Genomic DNA, 16,062 nt, shown 5'->3' with positions numbered 1-16,062 from the left:
GGCCAGCCTACCACCAACGCTCCGGTTTTGCGACAAAACCTGCGGCTTCTTCAATCGCGCCAGCAACCCGGAAACAGGTCGCCTCATCGAGTGCCTTACCAACGATTTGCAGGCCAAGCGGTAGCCCCTGCCCATCAACACCGGCTGGAACCGAAATCCCCGGTAGGCCAGCCAGGTTTGCGGTCACGGTGAAGATATCGTTCAGATACATCTCAACCGGGTCATCCGACTTCTCACCATAAGCAAAAGCGGCGCTTGGGCAGGTCGGTGTCAGCAAAGCATCAACCTCAGTGAACACGGTCTCAAAATCTTGCAAAATCCGCGTCCGCACCTTTTGCGCGCGCAGGTAATAGGCGTCATAATAACCACTGGAAAGCACATAAGTACCGATCATCAGGCGACGCTGCACTTCGGCCCCAAAACCATCGGCGCGTGTACCTTCATAGGTGCCTGTCAGATTATCACCCTGTACCCGCGCGCCATAGCGCATACCGTCATAACGCGCGAGATTGGAGGAGGCTTCAGCCGGGGCCACGATATAGTACGCTGGTAGAGCATATTTCGTATGTGGCAGGGACACCTCAACAATTTCAGCCCCCTGGGCTTTGAGCCAATCAATGCCCTGTTGCCAGAGGTCTTCAATCGCTTGGGGCATGCCGTCGACACGGTATTCTTTCGGTATACCGATCTTCATGCCTTTAACGCCCTTGCTCACATCATGACGCCATTGCGGGGTCTCCACTGGCAAGGAGGTCGAGTCTTTGGCGTCGTGCGAGCACATCACCTCGGTCAGCAGTGCGGCATCGGCAACGGTTTTGGCAATTGGACCCGCCTGATCCAGCGAGCTGGCAAATGCGACCATGCCATAGCGGCTTGCCCGGCCATAAGTCGGCTTGATCCCGACCGTTCCGGTAAACGAAGCGGGCTGGCGAATGGAGCCGCCCGTATCAGACGCGGTTGCCGCCAGACACAGATCAGCTGCCACGGCTGTCGCTGATCCCCCTGAAGAGCCACCAGAGGTCAGTGTGGCATTGCTGCCCTCACGCCGCCACGGATTGGCTGGTGGCCCGAAGCGCGAGGTTTCATTCGAAGACCCCATCGCAAACTCATCCATATTGAGCTTGCCGAGCATCACTGCGCCCTGATCCCACAGATTCTGCGTGACCGTACTCTCATAGGTCGGCGTAAACTCGCCGAGGATTTCTGAGCAAGCGGTCGTGCGTACGCCCTTGGTACAATACAAATCCTTCACGCCAATTGGCGCACCATCCAGCAAGCCAGCCTCACCCTTAGCTCGACGCGCATCAGAAACATCCGCCATATCGAGCGCCTTCTCAGGCGTCTTCACGACATAGGCATTCAACGTGTCGTTCGATGCTTCAATCACATCGACAAAAGCCTGCGTCAGTTCACGGGCGGAAAACGTCTTATTTTCAAGCCCTTCAAGGGCATCAGTCAGGGTGAGAGAGGTCAGGTCGCTCATGGGGTCGCCTAATCTTGAATGATCTTAAATCCAAGCGATGTCGTAGGCGCTTTCAGGTCAGAAAAGCAAGAGGGGAAACTGCGCCAACTTTAACGGGCTGAGCGCCGTTCCCGCGAGGCAGAATATTTTCAAAGAGAAACCGGAAAAATTAGACCGCATTTATAAGAAAAATACTAGAAATATTCGAATTACAGTTCACAAGAAATATGGAATGAAATAGGGTATTATTACACTAACTTGGGGATTAGATTATGAAAAAAATTATTATTGCTTCAGCTTTAACAGTCTCAGCGCTGTGTTTAACAATGACAACCGCCGTCGCTGAAACTGAAGCGTCTTCTGTGGATCGAAAAGCTGCAGCCAAATTTGAAGGCGACATTCGGCGCGGCGAGGAAGTTGGGAAACTCTGTTTCCCATCACAAATCCATGGTTTTGTAAAAACAACGGAACGCGCTGTCATCGTACAGCACAATACAAAAGAATATCTGATCACAACACGCCATCGTTGTAACTCTCTGGAACGCGCAAACTCACTAACCACGGAGGGTAGCTTGGCTACATGCTTGCGCCGAGGCGATAAGATTAGCGGGCAGCGATCAATAGGTAATCATGGGCGCGCAGGCGGTCTCTCCAATGCGTGTTTCATTGATAAGATTTATGAGTGGAATAGTGATGCTTCGGAAGTTGCTGCGGTGTCTGATCGTGTAAAAGCCGAGGGCTAAGCCAGAAATTAGAATTCAGAGCAGTCTAAGGGCGCCTCGCACCATGGGCGCTCTTAGCTCTCTCATTTTACTCCGGTTCACAAATGAGCGCGACAATTTGCGCCCTAAATCTCAATATTGTTACTCGTCGAGTCATCGCCTTGTGGTATTCTACGCGTAAACGCTAATTATGGAGCACGCCATGCACAAAACAGCTTTTGCCGTTATGGTTTTCACCCTTGCCGCCTGCGCCACTGCGACAACGCCTGAAGAGCGCGCGGAAGCGGAAAAAGTTGCTCTTTTTGAAGATGACCCAAGACGCGGCGCGGAAGTCGATAAAGTCTGTTTCTCCAGAACGATTGATGGCTTTACCAACACAACCAATCGTGCGGTCGTGATCAGTGAGGGCACAAAAGAATATCTCGTGACCACGCGCAGCCGCTGTACCGATCTTGATGATGCGATGTCTCTGGCCGTCGACAGTTTCTCATCCTGCCTAACGCGCGGTGATAGGCTGATCGGCAAGGATAGCGTCTTTGGTTATAATACGGCCGGCACCCCATCCTTCCCATGTCATGTCGACAAAATTTACGAATGGGATCGCAAAGCCAAAGACGAGTCTTCTGAAAGCGAAGCCGATTCCTCAGAAGGATAGCGTTATCTGTGCATATCCAAACACTGTAAGATCGTCTTCGGGACCATCAGGAAGGTTCTTGGAGAATTCTCCATGGATCAACGCAGAACCACCGAGTTCCAGCCGAACACTTTCCGGAACCAGCCAATAGCGCGCTCGCCCATCAAGTGTATGCCCGATAAAGTCACCGGAACGTCCGGTCGGGTCACGGCGCCGCGCAATCACCCACTGATCAGTATCTGAAGCCAGATAGGCAGCGTGATAATAGAACCGCCCGTCCCAGCGCGCATTGGGTTTCACCTCAACCCTGAAGCCCGGCGCATTCAGATTTGCAGGCGTCAGCGGGCCATGAATGGACGTATTGTTTAAATCTGATCGCCGCGCCCCAAACAGGCGCTCATGCTGGTCAAACCGGTTATCACTCGGATCATCATCTCCGCTGGCATTATAGTATTCAAAGGCAAAGCGCGGCTGCCAGGGCATATCAAACGTGTAACCCAGGGCCGCAAAGATCATGCTGGCATCAACCGACAGGCTTTGGGTGTCGCCAGGGTCGCTGCTGGCATAGCGCGTGCCTTTCCGAAGGGCCGCCTCCAGATCAATATCCCACTGCCCTGTCTTGGGCCTGCGATACAACCTGAACCCCGGCGCCACGTAGGAGCGGTCCGGGGTTTGAAAATTCGTAATATCTTTTTCCTCCAGCCCATAGACGAAGACTTCGCCCCACAATCCCGGCGCAAAATCAGGCAGCAGGTCAGTACGACGATAGTGCAACCCCCAAATCTGTCTTTGCCACTGCTCCTCATCGCCAGACAGTTCATTGTCATCGAGCCCTGGACGCGTGGCTGGAAATCGCGCTGTCGGCACGACGTACAGCGCATGAAACTCATCTTTCCGGTCATTCACTGTGACCAGATGCGCCCCGGTATAGCTCTTGATGACATTGGCATAATCGACGCGCTCAATCTGCCGCTTCGAGCCGATCGAAACTGTCTGACGGCCTAGTGTCAGGTGGCTCGTTGAGCCTTCCCCCAAGAAGCCGGGCAGGTCATCAAACCGCGTATAGACTTGCAAAATGTCCAGTGGGTTGGCGATGCTGGCCGAAAGCGGTGTTCCGGAATCGCCAAGATAGGTTCGGCTGTCCTGCAACTCGACCCCGAATGAGACAGGCCCTGTATCAGCTTCTGCGAGCAAAAGAGAGCGGAACAGCAAGAGCTGATCACTACCCTCCCGGCCTGCCCTGAACTGCCCATCAAGGCTTTCATAACGCACCCGCGTCTCACCTTTCAAAGTCAGCCAATCAGGCGCTTTTACAGCCTCTTCCAGACGAAAGGCCTCTTGAGCGAAGGCTGCCGGACAAGCGAGGAGCATCACGCCAATGAAGCCGACACCCCGCAACACTAACAGGTCTCTTTTGAAAAAGCTGTCAGAATAGGCTCACAGATTTCCGGGCGTCCCTCACAGCAATCTTCCATGAGATAGAGCACCATCTCGCTTACAGCCTCCATGCGCGCCAGATAGATCAGAGACCGACCCTCACGTCGCCGTGTGATCAGATTAGCCTGTGTCAGGATGCTGAGCTGCGCTGACAGGGTCGTTGCGCCAATACCAAGCTGGCGCGATATTTCACCAGCGGCGCATCCATCGTGGCCACAACGGATAAGAAAACGAAAAACCGCTAATCGGCTCTCATTGGCAAGAGCAGAAAACCGCGCGACTGAATCAGTTAATTCCATATTTCACGGATTATCGAAATAAAAGAGCGAGTCAATCCGACCTGTGAGGACTGATGCTTATCATTTTCTGAAGTGGTTATTCGACAGAACGTGGGACCACGAAGAAGCCTTCATCGGCCTTCGGTGCATTGGCCAGGACCTGATCCTGAATATCGCCATCGGTGACCTTATCCTCGCGCATTGGCAGGTTAGCCGCGACAACAGACGTCATCGGCTCAACACCTTCAATATCGACCTCGTTTAGCTGTTCGATCCAGCCCATGATCCCGGTCAACTCACCAGCCAGCGATTCCAGCCGCTCCTCGGGAACAGCGATCCGCGACAGGCGGGCAACTTTGCGAACATCATCCTTGGTCACGCTCATGGTGTGAACTCTCCATTTGACGAAGGCGTGGATACGCGCGACTGACAAGCCAATCAAGTCCCCACCTGAATGCGGAGGCAGCCCTGCCCCAGATTGACCTTCAAGACTTACACAAGCGCGGGCCGTTACTCGGTCTCGATCCGGGTGCCAAAACGCTTGGTGTAGCCGCCTGTGATGCGATGCGGCTGATCGCCAGCCCGGTCGAAACGATTCCACGCGGCAAGAAACTCGCCCCCACGCTGCGGCGTTTCTACGAAATTTATGATGAATACAAAGCCGTTGGGGTCGTTATTGGCCTGCCTCTGAACATGGATGGCAGTGCTGGTCCGCGAACACAGGCCGCCAAGGCTCTCGCGTTCAACATTCAGCAAATGCGCGACATTCCTATCGCATGGCAGGATGAGCGTATGACCAGCGCCCAAGCGGAACGGGTCATGCTGGATGCTGATCTTTCCCGCGCCCGACGCGCTGAACTGATTGATGCCTCCGCCGCAGCGATCATCCTGCAAACCGCCATTGATCGGCTCGCAAACGCGGGTTGAGCCAATCCCCTGGCCCGCCTAAGTAACCGCCATGACTAAACCCCTTCGCCTCGCTTTTATGGGCAGCCCCGATTTTGCCGTGCCCGTGCTCGCCGCTCTGGTTGAAGCTGGCCATGAGGTCGTGTGTGTCTACTCGCAGCCACCACGCCCGGCAGGTCGCGGCAAGAAACTGCGGCCAACGCCTGTCCATCAATGGGCTGAAGCAAAGGGTATCGAAGTTCGCACGCCGAAATCACTTAAGAAAGAACCCGAGCAAGGGGCCTTCGCGGCGCTTAAACTCGATGCCGCCGTGGTCGTTGCCTACGGCCTGATCCTGCCACAAGCCATACTCGATGCGCCGCGCTTGGGCTGTATGAACATGCATGCGTCCATCCTGCCACGCTGGCGCGGGGCGGCCCCGATCCATCGCGCCGTCATGGCCGGGGATAGCGAAACCGGCGTACAGGCGATGATGATGGAAGCTGGTCTTGATACAGGTCCAGTTCTCGCGACAGCCAAAACCCGGATTTTCGATTTCGATACAACTGGCGACGTGCACGACCGCCTCGCGGGGCTGGCGGCTGATCTGGCCGTAACCGCGATTGAGGGGCTGGCCGATGGCTGCTTAACGCCTGAGCCGCAATCTGAAGACGGTATCACCTATGCCCACAAAGTTGGCGCAGACGATCAGCGCATTGACTGGACCCGGCCTGCACATGAAGTCGATTGCCAGATCAGAGGTCTCTCCCCCTTCCCCGGCGCATGGTTTTACTATCAACCCGAAGGCGAGGATGCACCTTTGCGGATGAAGGCCCTCCTCTCTAAGCGTGAAGATGGGCAAGACAGTGCCGTGCCGGGAACTCTGCTTGATGATCAATTGCTGGTCCAATGCGGGGACGGTCAGGCCGTTCGCCTGCTTCGTGCGCAAAAGCCCGGATCGAAGGCGATGAATGCTGAAGATCTGTTGCGGGGGCTTCCAGTTCCATCCGGAGCGCGGTTTACCTGATGCAGCGCTATAAGCTCACTATCGAATATGACGGCGAGCCGTATTATGGCTGGCAGCGCCAGGAGAGCCATCCTTCGGTTCAGGAAGCGCTGGAAACAGCCGCTTCAAAGCTTGATGGTGCCCCCGTTACGGTGCAGGGCGCTGGCCGCACTGATCGCGGCGTTCATGCGACCGGGCAAGTCGCCCATATGGACCTGACCAAGCCCCGCCCGATTGAAAAAGTCGCTGATGCCCTGAATGCGCATTTACGACCTCACCGTGTAGCCGTTCTGAAGGCTGAAGAAGTCGACGCGGAATTCCATGCGCGCTTTCACGCCATTAAGCGCGCTTATCGCTATGTTATCATCAATCGCCGCGCGGCCCTGACCTTTGACCGCGGACAGGCGTGGCGCATCCCATACAAACTTGACCACGAAGCCATGCACCGGGCCGCGCAAACCCTGATTGGCATTCACGATTTTTCGACCTTCCGACACGCGGACTGTCAGGCGAAAAGCCCGGTAAAAACACTCGATCGGCTGGATGTCGCCCGCTATGGCGAAGGGATTGAAGTGACCGTAGAAGCCCGCAGCTTCCTGCACAGCCAGGTTCGCTCTTTTGTTGGCAGCCTCGTCGAAGTCGGCCGGGGTTCCCAATCTGAAGACTGGATTGCTGAGATATTAGACGCGCGCGACAGGAAAGCGTGTGGCCCTGTCGCCCCGCCTGATGGCTTATTTCTCGAACGGGTGGAATACGACGCTTAAAAGCGGAGACTGGACAGTGACCCGTGTCGAAACTCGTTAGGGCTGCTTCGTTCCCGACCTGACCCGGTTGGCGAGGGACCCGTCCACCGCCAGCCTCCTGAGGGGTATATCGCCCTTACGGCAGCCCGTGACAAGAGGTTATAAGCTGCTAAGGCGGAAGCTATGACGACTTCTAATGATATCCCGCTCGCCAGTGCCCCGATCAATCGCGCCGCCCATCACCGCACCGACCCGGTATGGCTCGAAGCTGCGATGCAGCGCGAGGATGTTCTCGTCTTCCTAATGCATAAAGGGCTGCCTTTGGTGGATCATAGCGGGCAGAGCCTTGTATGGCTTGGCCCAGAGGCGGCGAGGCTTACGCCGCAGGTTGAACGGGTCTTTCTCGGCCTTGATAAGGTCGGCGCGCCGATTTTCGCGATCAACATGGATGAACGTTTCAAGCTGGAAGGCTCTCTGATCGAAGGGACAGGCGAGTTCACAGATATGCGTGCGGCCGCCTCCAGCCTGTCTGCCATGCAAGGCAACCTCGCCTCCACCGCACGATCGATTCTTGAATGGCATCGCTCGCACCGCTTTTGCTCCAAGTGCGGCGCTGAAAGCGAGGTTGCAGAGGCGGGCTGGAAACGAATCTGTCCGGCCTGTGGTGCTGAGCACTTCCCGCGCACCGACCCTGTTGCGATCATGCTTGCGGTTAAAGACGACAAGTGCCTGCTCGGGCGGCAATCCACATGGCCCGCTGGCTTCTGGTCGGCCCTTGCTGGATTTGTTGAGCCAGGCGAAACGCTTGAGCAAGCGGCGGCGCGGGAACTGGAAGAAGAAGCGGGCATCAAGTCTGATCCCGCGACCGCAGAGTACCTGTTCTGCCAACCCTGGCCCTTCCCTTCATCGCTTATGGTGGGAATCATCCTGCAGGCCGAAACTGAGGAAGTGTCCGTTGAACAGGACGAGTTGGAAGCCGCCCGCTGGATCACGCGTGAAGAAGCCCGGCAAGTTCTGGCCGGCACCCACCCCGACATCTACTGCCCGCCCCCCATGGCGGTCGCCCATCATATTCTAAAAGTCTGGGCAGAACGCGAGGGATAGGACAATGAAGGGTGGGACAATGATAAGGAAGAAATGCTTAAAGTCTGCTCTGCTCCTAGCGAGCTTTTTTTCGTTCGTTTTGCTGAGTGCTCATGCCGAAGAGCCTGTCAGGCCTCATATCGTACTGTTCATAGCCGATGACCTTGGCCTTGATGTCGCCCCTTGCCATAGTGCTTCGGTAAGAATGCCGAATCTGGAATCGATTTGCGAGACCTCACGGGTCTATGAGCGGGCATACACGCACCCTTACTGCACTGCGAGCCGCGCGACCATGATGACGGGCCGCCACCCCTTTCGACACGGCGCGAATGATGTCAAACAAAGTGCGCAAAAGCTCCAGCTTTCCGAAGTTACATTTCCAGAGATTCTGAAATCCCTTTCGGATACTCCTTACCTCACAGCAGGTTTTGGAAAGTGGCATTTAGCCGATGACGGGAACGGTTCACTGCTCAATCCCAACTTGCAGGGGTTCGATTATTTCGAAGGCAACCCACGGCAGCATCACACATACAAGTATTTCGACTACGATTGGCACATAAACGGCACGCTGGTTGGCCAACGTCCAGTTTACAAAACAACACAGATTGCGAATTCAGCGATCAAATATTTCCAGCTTGTGCCTGATCATATTCCCCAATTTATGATGCTAAGCTTTACCAATCCGCACAAACCATTTCACGCCCCCCCGGAAACACTCCACTCCTATGGTGAGTTACCAGAGCTGAACCTGCGACCAACGCTCTCTGAAACACCTGAGGCTGATCAGTATCGGGTCAATCGTCGAGAACCCCGGTTTGACCCATACTATTTCGCTATGCTGGAAGCGCTGGATACAGAAATCTGGCGGATCACGGGAACCTTATCCACCGCCACGAAACGGCCTATCGTCTTCATTTTCATCGGGGATAATGGCTCTGCAGGTGAGGTCTTTGCCTCTGGCTCCATGGATCATGTGCGCTCCAAAGCAACACTCTATGATGGTGGCGTGCGCGTCCCGATGATGGTCTGGACATCTCACCCAGAGGAATTTCCACTTGCAACCGGGCGAGGCGAGCAACTCGTTCACCTAGCCGACCTGTTCAGCACGATTATTGAGTTATCGACCCTCGGTCAGCAAAGCCAACAAAATGATCAGATCAAAGTTGATGCCTCATCCATTCTGGCCGACCTGCTAGCCACAAGCCAGGATAGAACAGACAAGCGCGAATTTGTCTTTCTTGAACGCGGAAATAAACAGAGTTTGCCATTTGCCTATGCGGGCGTTGATCAAAGCGGGCTCAAACTCATTCTGAGAGAGACTGAGCGCCAAACCAATTATAGCTCGGGTGTCTTGATCGAATTGTACGACACAGAAACCGATCCTAGTGAAATCCAAAATCTGATCCATACTCCATGTGAGATAGAGAAAAGCCACGTTTGGGACCTGTTCAATTTCATTGTGTCAAAGACAACGAATACGGCGTCAAACCCATGGTTCCAACAAAATCTCTATCACGCCGAATTGCAGAAAGCTTTTGAACGCTGCTAGTCGATTAGTCCCAAAACGAAAGGTCCGCATGGGCTCGGACACCATGCGGACCTGCTTTGGATCGTGTACCGGAGGGGGAGAACGGTACGATCGACCAAACTTATATTTTTACTTTGTCAAAACGTTCGGCCACTCAGCATCGGCTTTGACGATGAAACTAGCGCGGTCCTCATTCCAGGTGTTCTGAATTTTCTTGTTATAGTTCAGGTACAGCTTGCCATCGACAATCGCCCAGTGATTGGCATCCCCTTTGGCCGTCATCCCCTGGCTGACAGCCCAGGCACAATAGCCGCCATATTGGGGAGCATACTTGGCCGGGTCAGCTTTGAATGTCTCAAGGTTCTCAGCGCTGGCGAAACGAAATTCTGCGCCTTGATACTCTGTGGAGAAGTCTTTCGAGCCTTTGACCGGCTTGCCTTGGGTGAAATAGGCCACAGCGTCATGGCCTTCGACAGCGGTATTTGAGAAGCGGCCTGTGTAGACCGGGTCTTTGTCAGCGAAAGCAGCAGGCGTCGCAATGACAACGGGTGTGATGGTCAGGGCTGTCGCAACAAGAAGTGTACGGAGTTTCATTGGGTTTATCCTTTGGAGTTTAAAGTCTCAGGGAGGAAAGACAGGGTTATGCGTTCGGAAGGATAGCGGTGCGCAGATCGCTGAGCAGGTTCAACAGGACCTTGCGGCGGATGATCAGCATCGTGATGGAACCGAGCCAGACAACAACCGCCATCGCGAAGAGCCCGCCGCCGTCATTGTTCGGATCAATACCGAGCGGGGTGAACAGATGAAAACTTATCGCCCCACTCATCACTGCTACGGCGATGAGTGCACCAATCGCCTGCAAGCGTCGAAACGCTGGCAAAATACCGATTAGCAGGAATGCCGAAGCAATCAGCTCAGCTGTACCAATCGTGTATTGGCTGAAAAGTCCGGTTTGGGCGAACAGTCCCTCGGCTCCGAAGCTCGCTGCCCAGTCATTCAGTTTGCCAAAAATGGTTTGTGTTTCCGGTGCGTTGGTAAACTTGAAGCGCAGGCTATCAAGGAAAACCAAGCTTGCGATAACGGCCAAAATATTCGGGCCATAGCTTGTGATCTTGCCGGCGATCCCGTTTGCAGTCGGGGGTGTTTGTGTATCGGTCAGGGTGGTCATTACGCATCCTCCTTTGCTTATGCGCCATAGCTAGCGAACCTTCTCATCACTTGCGAACCACACCTGCGTGAGCCTCCCTCACGTGCGCGTGAGCAGCTTGTGAGGCCACCTCGGAACGGGCTCAAATGCAAACAAAAACCCGCGAATCCAAGGGACTCGCGGGCAAAGTCTATCGGGGAAGAAAGGGGTTTTAACGGGGTTTAAGCCATCGCGGCTTCGCGCTTGAGTTCTGGTGTCCACGCATGTTTGGCAAACGCCTCATCAACAGGTGTTTCAGCAAGATGGTTGGTGTAGTTGGAAATCACTTTCAGCGCGACGCCGAGAATAACCGCCAGCACATTTGCGCGTGTGTAGCCTGCGGACAGGAATGCCTCAACATCCGCATCAGAAACAAACCCCCGATCAATCACTGTCTTCTTTGTAAAGACGCGGAGCGCCTCAAGCTTGGGATCGGCAATCGGGCGATCTTCACGAACCGCATAGATCACATCCAGATCCAGACCTGCGCCTTCAGAGATGGTTGTGTGCGCGGCGACACAGAAGTGACATTCGTTTTCAACGCTGGCTGTAATCGTCACGACCTGCTGCTCAAGTGCGGTAAGGCCTGACTGACCAAGCTGATCAGACAGCTGATTATATGCGTTCAGGACAGCAGGGTTTTCGGCAAAGACCGCATAAAGGCTAGGCACAAAACCCATTTTCTTGTTCACGCCACTGATAAAGTCGCGCGATCCATCCGGAGCTGTTTCCGGGGTGTGCAGTTGAAATTTCGCCATGGTGAGCTCCTATTCGTATGGGGTCGGTGGCGGCCAATCCGCCTTCGATGGAGTGTAAATGGAACAGGAAGGGGTTTTGCAGAACGGCCATACGGTCCATATAGCTCATGCAAATTCTGCATAAGGAAGACATTCATGGACCGGATTGATGCAATGCGCCTGTTTATACGGGTCGCCGATGCAGGAAGCTTCTCTCGGGCGGCGGCGGACCTTTCGATCGGGCAACCAACCGTCTCCCGCCGGATCCAGGACCTTGAGCACCAACTCGGCGCTGAACTGTTTCACCGTACAACACGTGCACTATCTTTCACCGAGGCGGGTGAGCGCTTTTATAAGCGTGCGCAGGATATTCTATCCGAATTTGATGAAGCCGAGGCCGAAGCGCGTGGCCTCGATAAAGAACCCGTTGGTATGCTGCGGATCAGTGCCCCGCACTCTTTTGCGCAACTGGTCATCACGCCAACCATCGGGCCTTTCCTACATAAGTATCCACATGTGCGCATCGATATCATGACCGATGACACCTATACGGATCTTGTCACCGAAGGCGTTGATGTTGCCTTCCGCCTGGGCGAACTCACCGACAGCGCCCTGATGGCCAAGCGCCTGCTCGTCGCCAAACGCGGCATCTGGGCCGCCCCCAGCTATATTGAAGCCAATGGGGCTCCGACCTGCCCTGATACACTGAAAGAGCATGAAGGTCTTGTCTTTCGGCAATCCCTGCAAGGCCAGCAATGGGTGCTGTATCACAGCGAAACTGGCGAGGAACGCCGTATCCAGATGTCCGGTCGCTTCCGCGGGTCTTCCGGAGATACGCTTTTGCAGGGGGCGATTGATGGCCTTGGCATGTTTATCGCGCCAGACTGGCTGGTCTGCCCGCATGTTCAGGCTGGTCACCTTGTCCGCGTTATGCCCGAATGGCTTGGCGCGGACCTGCCTTTATCTGTTGTCTGGACTGGCGGAAAGCTGCGTGGCAAGAGCAAACTCTTCGTCGAGCACGTCCAGCAGGCATTGGACGGCATGGATGTGGTGAAGCACTAACTTCGCACTAATCAATCAATTGTCTCGAAAACGATTGGTGATCGGATAGCGTCGGTCCCGTCCGAAATTCTTGCCACCAACCTTCACGCCCGGTGGGGCCTGACGGCGCTTATACTCAGCAATGTAAAGCAAGTGCTCGATCCGGCGCACCACAGCCTCATCATGGCCGCGCGCAAGCAAATCGTCGACGTCGACTTCCTGATCGACCAAGCCGCGCAGGATATCGTCGAGCACGTCATATGGTGGCAGGCTGTCATCATCGCGCTGATCTTCGCGCAGTTCAGCACTCGGTGGTTTGGTAATGATCCGGTTCGGAATCACCTCCCCTGCCGGGCCAAGCGCGCCAAGCGGCACAGTCGTGTTTCGCCATTTAGCCAGCTCGAACACTTCGGTTTTATAGAAGTCCTTCAGCGCATTATAGCCGCCGCACATATCGCCATAGAGCGTTGCGTAGCCGACCGCCATCTCAGACTTATTGCCCGTCGTCACGACCATGTGCCCGAACTTATTCGACAGCGCCATCAGGGTCACGGCGCGCAAGCGAGATTGGATATTCTCTTCGGTCGTATTGGCTTCCAGCCCCTCAAACTGCACGCTTAGCATTTCATCCAGGGCGCCGACCCCCGGCGCGATATTGATCGTGTCATACTTCGCCCCCAGCGCGCGGGTACAAGCCATCGCGTCTTCAAGGCTATGATCGCTCGTATACTTGCTCGGCAGCATTACGCACCAGACCCGTTCTGGCCCTAGCGCGTCGACAGCGAGCGCTGCTGTCAGCGCACTATCAATACCGCCCGACATGCCGAGGACGACACCGGGAAAGCGGTTCTTGTTGACATAATCTCCCAGTGCGAGCGTCGCAGCACGATACTCGGCTTCCCAGCCGCTGGTCAGGCTCGCAGGCTCATCATGTGGAACAAATCGGTGGGCCTCGCCATCATAAGTGACAAGAGATGTTCCCGAAACGAAATCACCAAGCAGTTGATGCTCAGCGCCGTCATGATCAACCGCATAGGACGAACCATCAAAGACCAGCTCGTCCTGCCCGCCGACCTGATTGACGAACAGGTACGGAATGCCCGTCTTCGCCCACATGGAGAAGGTCGTATGACGTTGCTCATGAATGGTCCGACGCCAAGGCGACGCATTCGGCGCGATCAGCATTTCTGCGCCAACCTCATGCAAAGCCGCAGGGACACGCGTAAACCAGAGGTCTTCACAGATTGCGATGCCGACTTTTATGCCATTGAAGTTGTGCGTGATGTGCGGCGCAGTCCCAGCATCAAAAATCCGCTTCTCATCGAAGACACCGTAATTGGGAAGCTCGCGCTTATCATAGCGCGCTTCAATCCCGCCATCTCGCAGCAGAAGCGCGGAATTATAGAGCTTGCCGTCCACAGCCCACGGGCTGCCAATCAGGATCGCTGGTCCGCCTTTGGTCTCTTTGGCCAGTGCTTCAATCGCTGCCATTGAGTTTTCAACGGCGCTCGGCTTGAGCACGAGGTCCTCAGCTGGATAGCCAAGGATAAACAATTCAGAGAGCACCAGCAGCTCAGCCCCTTTATACCGAGCCTCAGCATGGGCACTCTGCGCCAGCGCGAGATTGCCTTGAATATCTCCAACAACCGGATTGAGCTGGGCAACCAGCATTTTCAACGTCTTGGTCATAGCAGCGAGGTAGGGACATTTTTCGCCCCTGACAACGCCTCAACCGTTGCACGTGAACCACCCTTTCCAAGAATCTGCATGCCACTGCGACGGATTTTTGAACTCAGCCCGTTTTAAAAAGATTGGGATCAGAAATAGGGAGAGGTTCTGAGATGCGTATACTTTTGTTTTGTGTGGCCAGTTTAGGAATAGTCGCTTGTTCGGGTGGAGGATCTGGGTCTGACACTTCAACACCAACAACATCCACCCCCACCAGCAATAGTGCACCAGTCACAGCCTCAGCCAATGCCGATCAGGTCGCTCAAGTCGGCTACACCTTTAGTTACGATGCCACCCAAAACAGCACAACTTTCAGCGATGCTGATGGCGACACGCTAAGCTATTCAGTCAGCTTTGATCGCGTGAGCGGTCTGAGCGCCTCTAATGGTGTGATTTCCGGTACACCGGATAGTGATGGCGATATTATCGTAACCATTACAGCAACAGACCCGGACGGGCTGGCGGTCAGCGATAGTTTCACGATCAGCGTCACCATTGATCAGAGCGCCATTCTCACAACGTTTGGAGGTTCTATCGATCTGGAAAACCTGCTCAACTATGCCAATCAGCCAGTTCCCGACTACATCACGAAAGTCAATGATGGCGGCAACCCGATCACCGATCCCGGCGCGACCCTTGGACGGGTACTGTTCTATGATACCTCGCTGTCGATTGATGGCACGGTTTCTTGCGCGAGCTGCCACGAACAGGCCCTTGCATTTAGTGACCCCAGAACGGTGAGCATCGGTGTCGAGAGCGGCTTAACCCGTCGCCATTCCATGCGCCTGATCAATACCATGTTCGCCGATGAAACCGGTTTCTTTTGGGATGAGCGCGCGGTAAGCCATGAAGCGCAAGAGAGCCAGCCCATTCAGGATCATAATGAGATGGGCTTTAGCGGTCAGGGCGGACGCCCCGATCTCGCTGTGCTCATCGCGCAGATGGAAGCCACAGAATACTATGAAGAGCTGTTCCGCTTCGTCTATCTCGACCCCACAATCACAGAAGAGCGGATCCAGCTTGCGCTCGCCCAGTTCACAAAATCCATTCATTCCTTCGACAGCCGCTTTGATACAGGCCGCGCGCAAGTGGCGAATAATAATGTAAACTTCCCGAACTTCACGGCATCTGAAAATGCAGGGAAGACTCTCTTTCTGCGCGCGCCTGGCAACGGCGGTGCCGGCTGTAATGCCTGTCACCGGGCCCCTGAATTCGATATTGCGCCAAATTCCGGTCAGAACGGTGTCTTCACCGAAGCTGGCTCACTCACCACGTTTGATCTGACCAATACACGCGCGCCGACCTTGCGAGATCTGATGGACCCAAGCGGTGCCTCCAATGGCCCCTTCATGCATGATGGATCTTTAGTCACCCTGCGCGAAGTTATTGATCATTATGATTCCATTACAGAGCCGACCAGCGAGCCACCTTTATCTGACTTTCGCGCGAGTCTCGACAATCGCCTCAATCCAGGCGGCAATCCACAAAGGCTGAACCTGACCGAAACAGAGAAGCAGGACCTTGAGGCTTTCCTGCTCACGCTAAGCGGAACAAATGTCTACTCTGACCCAAAATGGTCAGACCCGTTCTAG

The 16,062-nt window shown here is 54.8% G+C and carries 17 protein-coding genes and 1 other RNA gene; 9 read left to right on the top strand and 9 right to left on the bottom strand.

The genetic code is table 11. The features are described 5' to 3' along the window. Positions 1–7: 7 nt before the first annotated feature. Positions 8–1,483 carry an Asp-tRNA(Asn)/Glu-tRNA(Gln) amidotransferase subunit GatA gene (gene gatA / locus RYZ27_RS05640; RefSeq protein ID WP_406681394.1) on the bottom strand — a complete coding sequence of 492 codons (1,476 nt, stop codon included), beginning with the start codon at positions 1,481–1,483 and terminating at the stop codon, positions 8–10. Positions 1,484–1,734: 251 nt separating this feature from the next. Between gatA and RYZ27_RS05635 the strand changes: the two genes are divergently transcribed. Continuing rightward, on the top strand, positions 1,735–2,205 hold the full coding sequence (locus tag RYZ27_RS05635; protein ID WP_406681393.1) for a DUF6491 family protein: 471 nt from the start codon (positions 1,735–1,737) through the stop codon (positions 2,203–2,205). 181 nt (positions 2,206–2,386) lie between these two features. Further along, positions 2,387–2,839: a DUF6491 family protein gene (locus tag RYZ27_RS05630; RefSeq protein WP_406681392.1), complete on the top strand. Its 453-nt coding sequence runs from the start codon at positions 2,387–2,389 to the stop codon at positions 2,837–2,839. Here the strand turns inward: RYZ27_RS05630 and RYZ27_RS05625 are convergent. The 3 genes from RYZ27_RS05625 to gatC all read right to left on the bottom strand — a co-directional run bounded on the left by RYZ27_RS05625 (position 2,828) and on the right by gatC (position 4,918). After that, positions 2,828–4,219: an alginate export family protein gene (locus RYZ27_RS05625; RefSeq protein WP_406681391.1), complete on the bottom strand. Its 1,392-nt coding sequence runs from the start codon at positions 4,217–4,219 to the stop codon at positions 2,828–2,830. The genes RYZ27_RS05630 and RYZ27_RS05625 overlap by 12 nt on opposite strands. After that, on the bottom strand, positions 4,219–4,554 hold the full coding sequence (locus RYZ27_RS05620; RefSeq protein WP_406681390.1) for an ArsR/SmtB family transcription factor: 336 nt from the start codon (positions 4,552–4,554) through the stop codon (positions 4,219–4,221). The genes RYZ27_RS05625 and RYZ27_RS05620 overlap by 1 nt, the downstream gene beginning before the upstream one ends. Positions 4,555–4,630: 76 nt before the next feature. After that, the gene (gatC, locus tag RYZ27_RS05615; RefSeq protein WP_406681389.1) at positions 4,631–4,918 is read right to left on the bottom strand and encodes an Asp-tRNA(Asn)/Glu-tRNA(Gln) amidotransferase subunit GatC; all 288 of its coding nucleotides are present in this window, start codon (positions 4,916–4,918) and stop codon (positions 4,631–4,633) included. Positions 4,919–5,097: 179 nt separating this feature from the next. On the opposite strand from gatC, the gene ruvX reads away from it, so the two are divergent. From ruvX to truA, 3 genes are read left to right on the top strand one after another with little or no spacing between them, the layout of a single operon-like run. Continuing rightward, positions 5,098–5,460 (top strand): Holliday junction resolvase RuvX, encoded by a 363-nt coding sequence (gene ruvX / locus RYZ27_RS05610; RefSeq protein WP_406681388.1) that lies wholly within the window; start codon positions 5,098–5,100, stop codon positions 5,458–5,460. Positions 5,461–5,491: 31 nt separating this feature from the next. Beyond that, a complete protein-coding gene (gene fmt / locus RYZ27_RS05605; RefSeq protein WP_406681387.1) occupies positions 5,492–6,445 on the top strand; it encodes a methionyl-tRNA formyltransferase in 954 nt (317 codons plus the stop codon). Then, on the top strand, positions 6,445–7,188 hold the full coding sequence (gene truA / locus RYZ27_RS05600; protein WP_406681386.1) for a tRNA pseudouridine(38-40) synthase TruA: 744 nt from the start codon (positions 6,445–6,447) through the stop codon (positions 7,186–7,188). Before fmt ends, truA begins: the two co-directional genes overlap by 1 nt. Position 7,189: 1 nt before the next feature. Here the strand turns inward: truA and ffs are convergent. Then, positions 7,190–7,286: signal recognition particle sRNA small type (gene ffs, locus RYZ27_RS05595), an RNA gene on the bottom strand. Positions 7,287–7,350: 64 nt separating this feature from the next. Between ffs and nudC the strand changes: the two genes are divergently transcribed. Together nudC and RYZ27_RS05585 are read left to right on the top strand one after the other, a co-directional pair. Then, a complete protein-coding gene (gene nudC / locus RYZ27_RS05590) occupies positions 7,351–8,271 on the top strand; it encodes an NAD(+) diphosphatase (RefSeq protein ID WP_406681385.1) in 921 nt (306 codons plus the stop codon). Between the two features lie 4 nt (positions 8,272–8,275). Continuing rightward, positions 8,276–9,799 (top strand): sulfatase-like hydrolase/transferase, encoded by a 1,524-nt coding sequence (locus RYZ27_RS05585; protein WP_406681384.1) that lies wholly within the window; start codon positions 8,276–8,278, stop codon positions 9,797–9,799. 108 nt (positions 9,800–9,907) lie between these two features. Here RYZ27_RS05585 and RYZ27_RS05580 read toward each other — a convergent pair whose 3' ends face one another. The 3 genes from RYZ27_RS05580 to RYZ27_RS05570 all read right to left on the bottom strand — a co-directional run bounded on the left by RYZ27_RS05580 (position 9,908) and on the right by RYZ27_RS05570 (position 11,722). Further along, entirely contained in the window at positions 9,908–10,372 is a 465-nt protein-coding gene (locus RYZ27_RS05580; protein ID WP_406681383.1) for a YHS domain-containing (seleno)protein, read from the bottom strand. 46 nt (positions 10,373–10,418) lie between these two features. Next, positions 10,419–10,946, bottom strand: coding sequence for a hypothetical protein (locus RYZ27_RS05575; RefSeq protein WP_406681382.1), 528 nt, complete (start codon positions 10,944–10,946; stop codon positions 10,419–10,421). Positions 10,947–11,146: 200 nt separating this feature from the next. Then, positions 11,147–11,722, bottom strand: a complete 576-nt coding sequence (locus RYZ27_RS05570; RefSeq protein ID WP_406681381.1) for a carboxymuconolactone decarboxylase family protein — start codon at positions 11,720–11,722, stop codon at positions 11,147–11,149. Between the two features lie 135 nt (positions 11,723–11,857). Between RYZ27_RS05570 and RYZ27_RS05565 the strand changes: the two genes are divergently transcribed. Beyond that, positions 11,858–12,763 (top strand): LysR family transcriptional regulator, encoded by a 906-nt coding sequence (locus tag RYZ27_RS05565; protein WP_406681380.1) that lies wholly within the window; start codon positions 11,858–11,860, stop codon positions 12,761–12,763. A gap of 15 nt (positions 12,764–12,778) precedes the next feature. On the opposite strand, the gene RYZ27_RS05560 is transcribed toward RYZ27_RS05565, so the two are convergent. Then, positions 12,779–14,431, bottom strand: coding sequence for an NAD+ synthase (locus RYZ27_RS05560; RefSeq protein WP_406681379.1), 1,653 nt, complete (start codon positions 14,429–14,431; stop codon positions 12,779–12,781). A 152-nt stretch (positions 14,432–14,583) separates the two neighbouring features. Between RYZ27_RS05560 and RYZ27_RS05555 the strand changes: the two genes are divergently transcribed. Further along, complete coding sequence (locus RYZ27_RS05555) at positions 14,584–16,062, top strand: cytochrome c peroxidase (protein ID WP_406681378.1); 1,479 nt, start codon at positions 14,584–14,586, stop codon at positions 16,060–16,062.

The sequence above is a fragment of the Hyphomonas sp. FCG-A18 genome (genome assembly GCF_045287255.1).
GTDB lineage: Bacteria > Pseudomonadota > Alphaproteobacteria > Caulobacterales > Hyphomonadaceae > Henriciella.
This window is presented reverse-complemented; position numbering and strand designations above follow the sequence as displayed.

Excerpts from the sequence above, each read along its gene's own strand:
- gatC (WP_406681389.1), bottom strand. The coding sequence starts at position 4,918 with ATGAGCGTGACCAAGGATGATGTTCGCAAAGTTGCCCGCCTGTCGCGG.
- RYZ27_RS05555 (WP_406681378.1), top strand. The coding sequence starts at position 14,584 with ATGCGTATACTTTTGTTTTGTGTGGCCAGTTTAGGAATAGTCGCTTGT.
- RYZ27_RS05635 (WP_406681393.1), top strand. The coding sequence starts at position 1,735 with ATGAAAAAAATTATTATTGCTTCAGCTTTAACAGTCTCAGCGCTGTGT.
- RYZ27_RS05630 (WP_406681392.1), top strand. The coding sequence starts at position 2,387 with ATGCACAAAACAGCTTTTGCCGTTATGGTTTTCACCCTTGCCGCCTGC.
- nudC (WP_406681385.1), top strand. The coding sequence starts at position 7,351 with ATGACGACTTCTAATGATATCCCGCTCGCCAGTGCCCCGATCAATCGC.
- fmt (WP_406681387.1), top strand. The coding sequence starts at position 5,492 with ATGACTAAACCCCTTCGCCTCGCTTTTATGGGCAGCCCCGATTTTGCC.
- RYZ27_RS05560 (WP_406681379.1), bottom strand. The coding sequence starts at position 14,431 with ATGACCAAGACGTTGAAAATGCTGGTTGCCCAGCTCAATCCGGTTGTT.
- RYZ27_RS05585 (WP_406681384.1), top strand. The coding sequence starts at position 8,276 with ATGAAGGGTGGGACAATGATAAGGAAGAAATGCTTAAAGTCTGCTCTG.
- RYZ27_RS05565 (WP_406681380.1), top strand. The coding sequence starts at position 11,858 with ATGGACCGGATTGATGCAATGCGCCTGTTTATACGGGTCGCCGATGCA.
- truA (WP_406681386.1), top strand. The coding sequence starts at position 6,445 with ATGCAGCGCTATAAGCTCACTATCGAATATGACGGCGAGCCGTATTAT.
- gatA (WP_406681394.1), bottom strand. The coding sequence starts at position 1,483 with ATGAGCGACCTGACCTCTCTCACCCTGACTGATGCCCTTGAAGGGCTT.
- RYZ27_RS05580 (WP_406681383.1), bottom strand. The coding sequence starts at position 10,372 with ATGAAACTCCGTACACTTCTTGTTGCGACAGCCCTGACCATCACACCC.
- RYZ27_RS05575 (WP_406681382.1), bottom strand. The coding sequence starts at position 10,946 with ATGACCACCCTGACCGATACACAAACACCCCCGACTGCAAACGGGATC.
- RYZ27_RS05570 (WP_406681381.1), bottom strand. The coding sequence starts at position 11,722 with ATGGCGAAATTTCAACTGCACACCCCGGAAACAGCTCCGGATGGATCG.
- RYZ27_RS05620 (WP_406681390.1), bottom strand. The coding sequence starts at position 4,554 with ATGGAATTAACTGATTCAGTCGCGCGGTTTTCTGCTCTTGCCAATGAG.
- ruvX (WP_406681388.1), top strand. The coding sequence starts at position 5,098 with ATGCGGCTGATCGCCAGCCCGGTCGAAACGATTCCACGCGGCAAGAAA.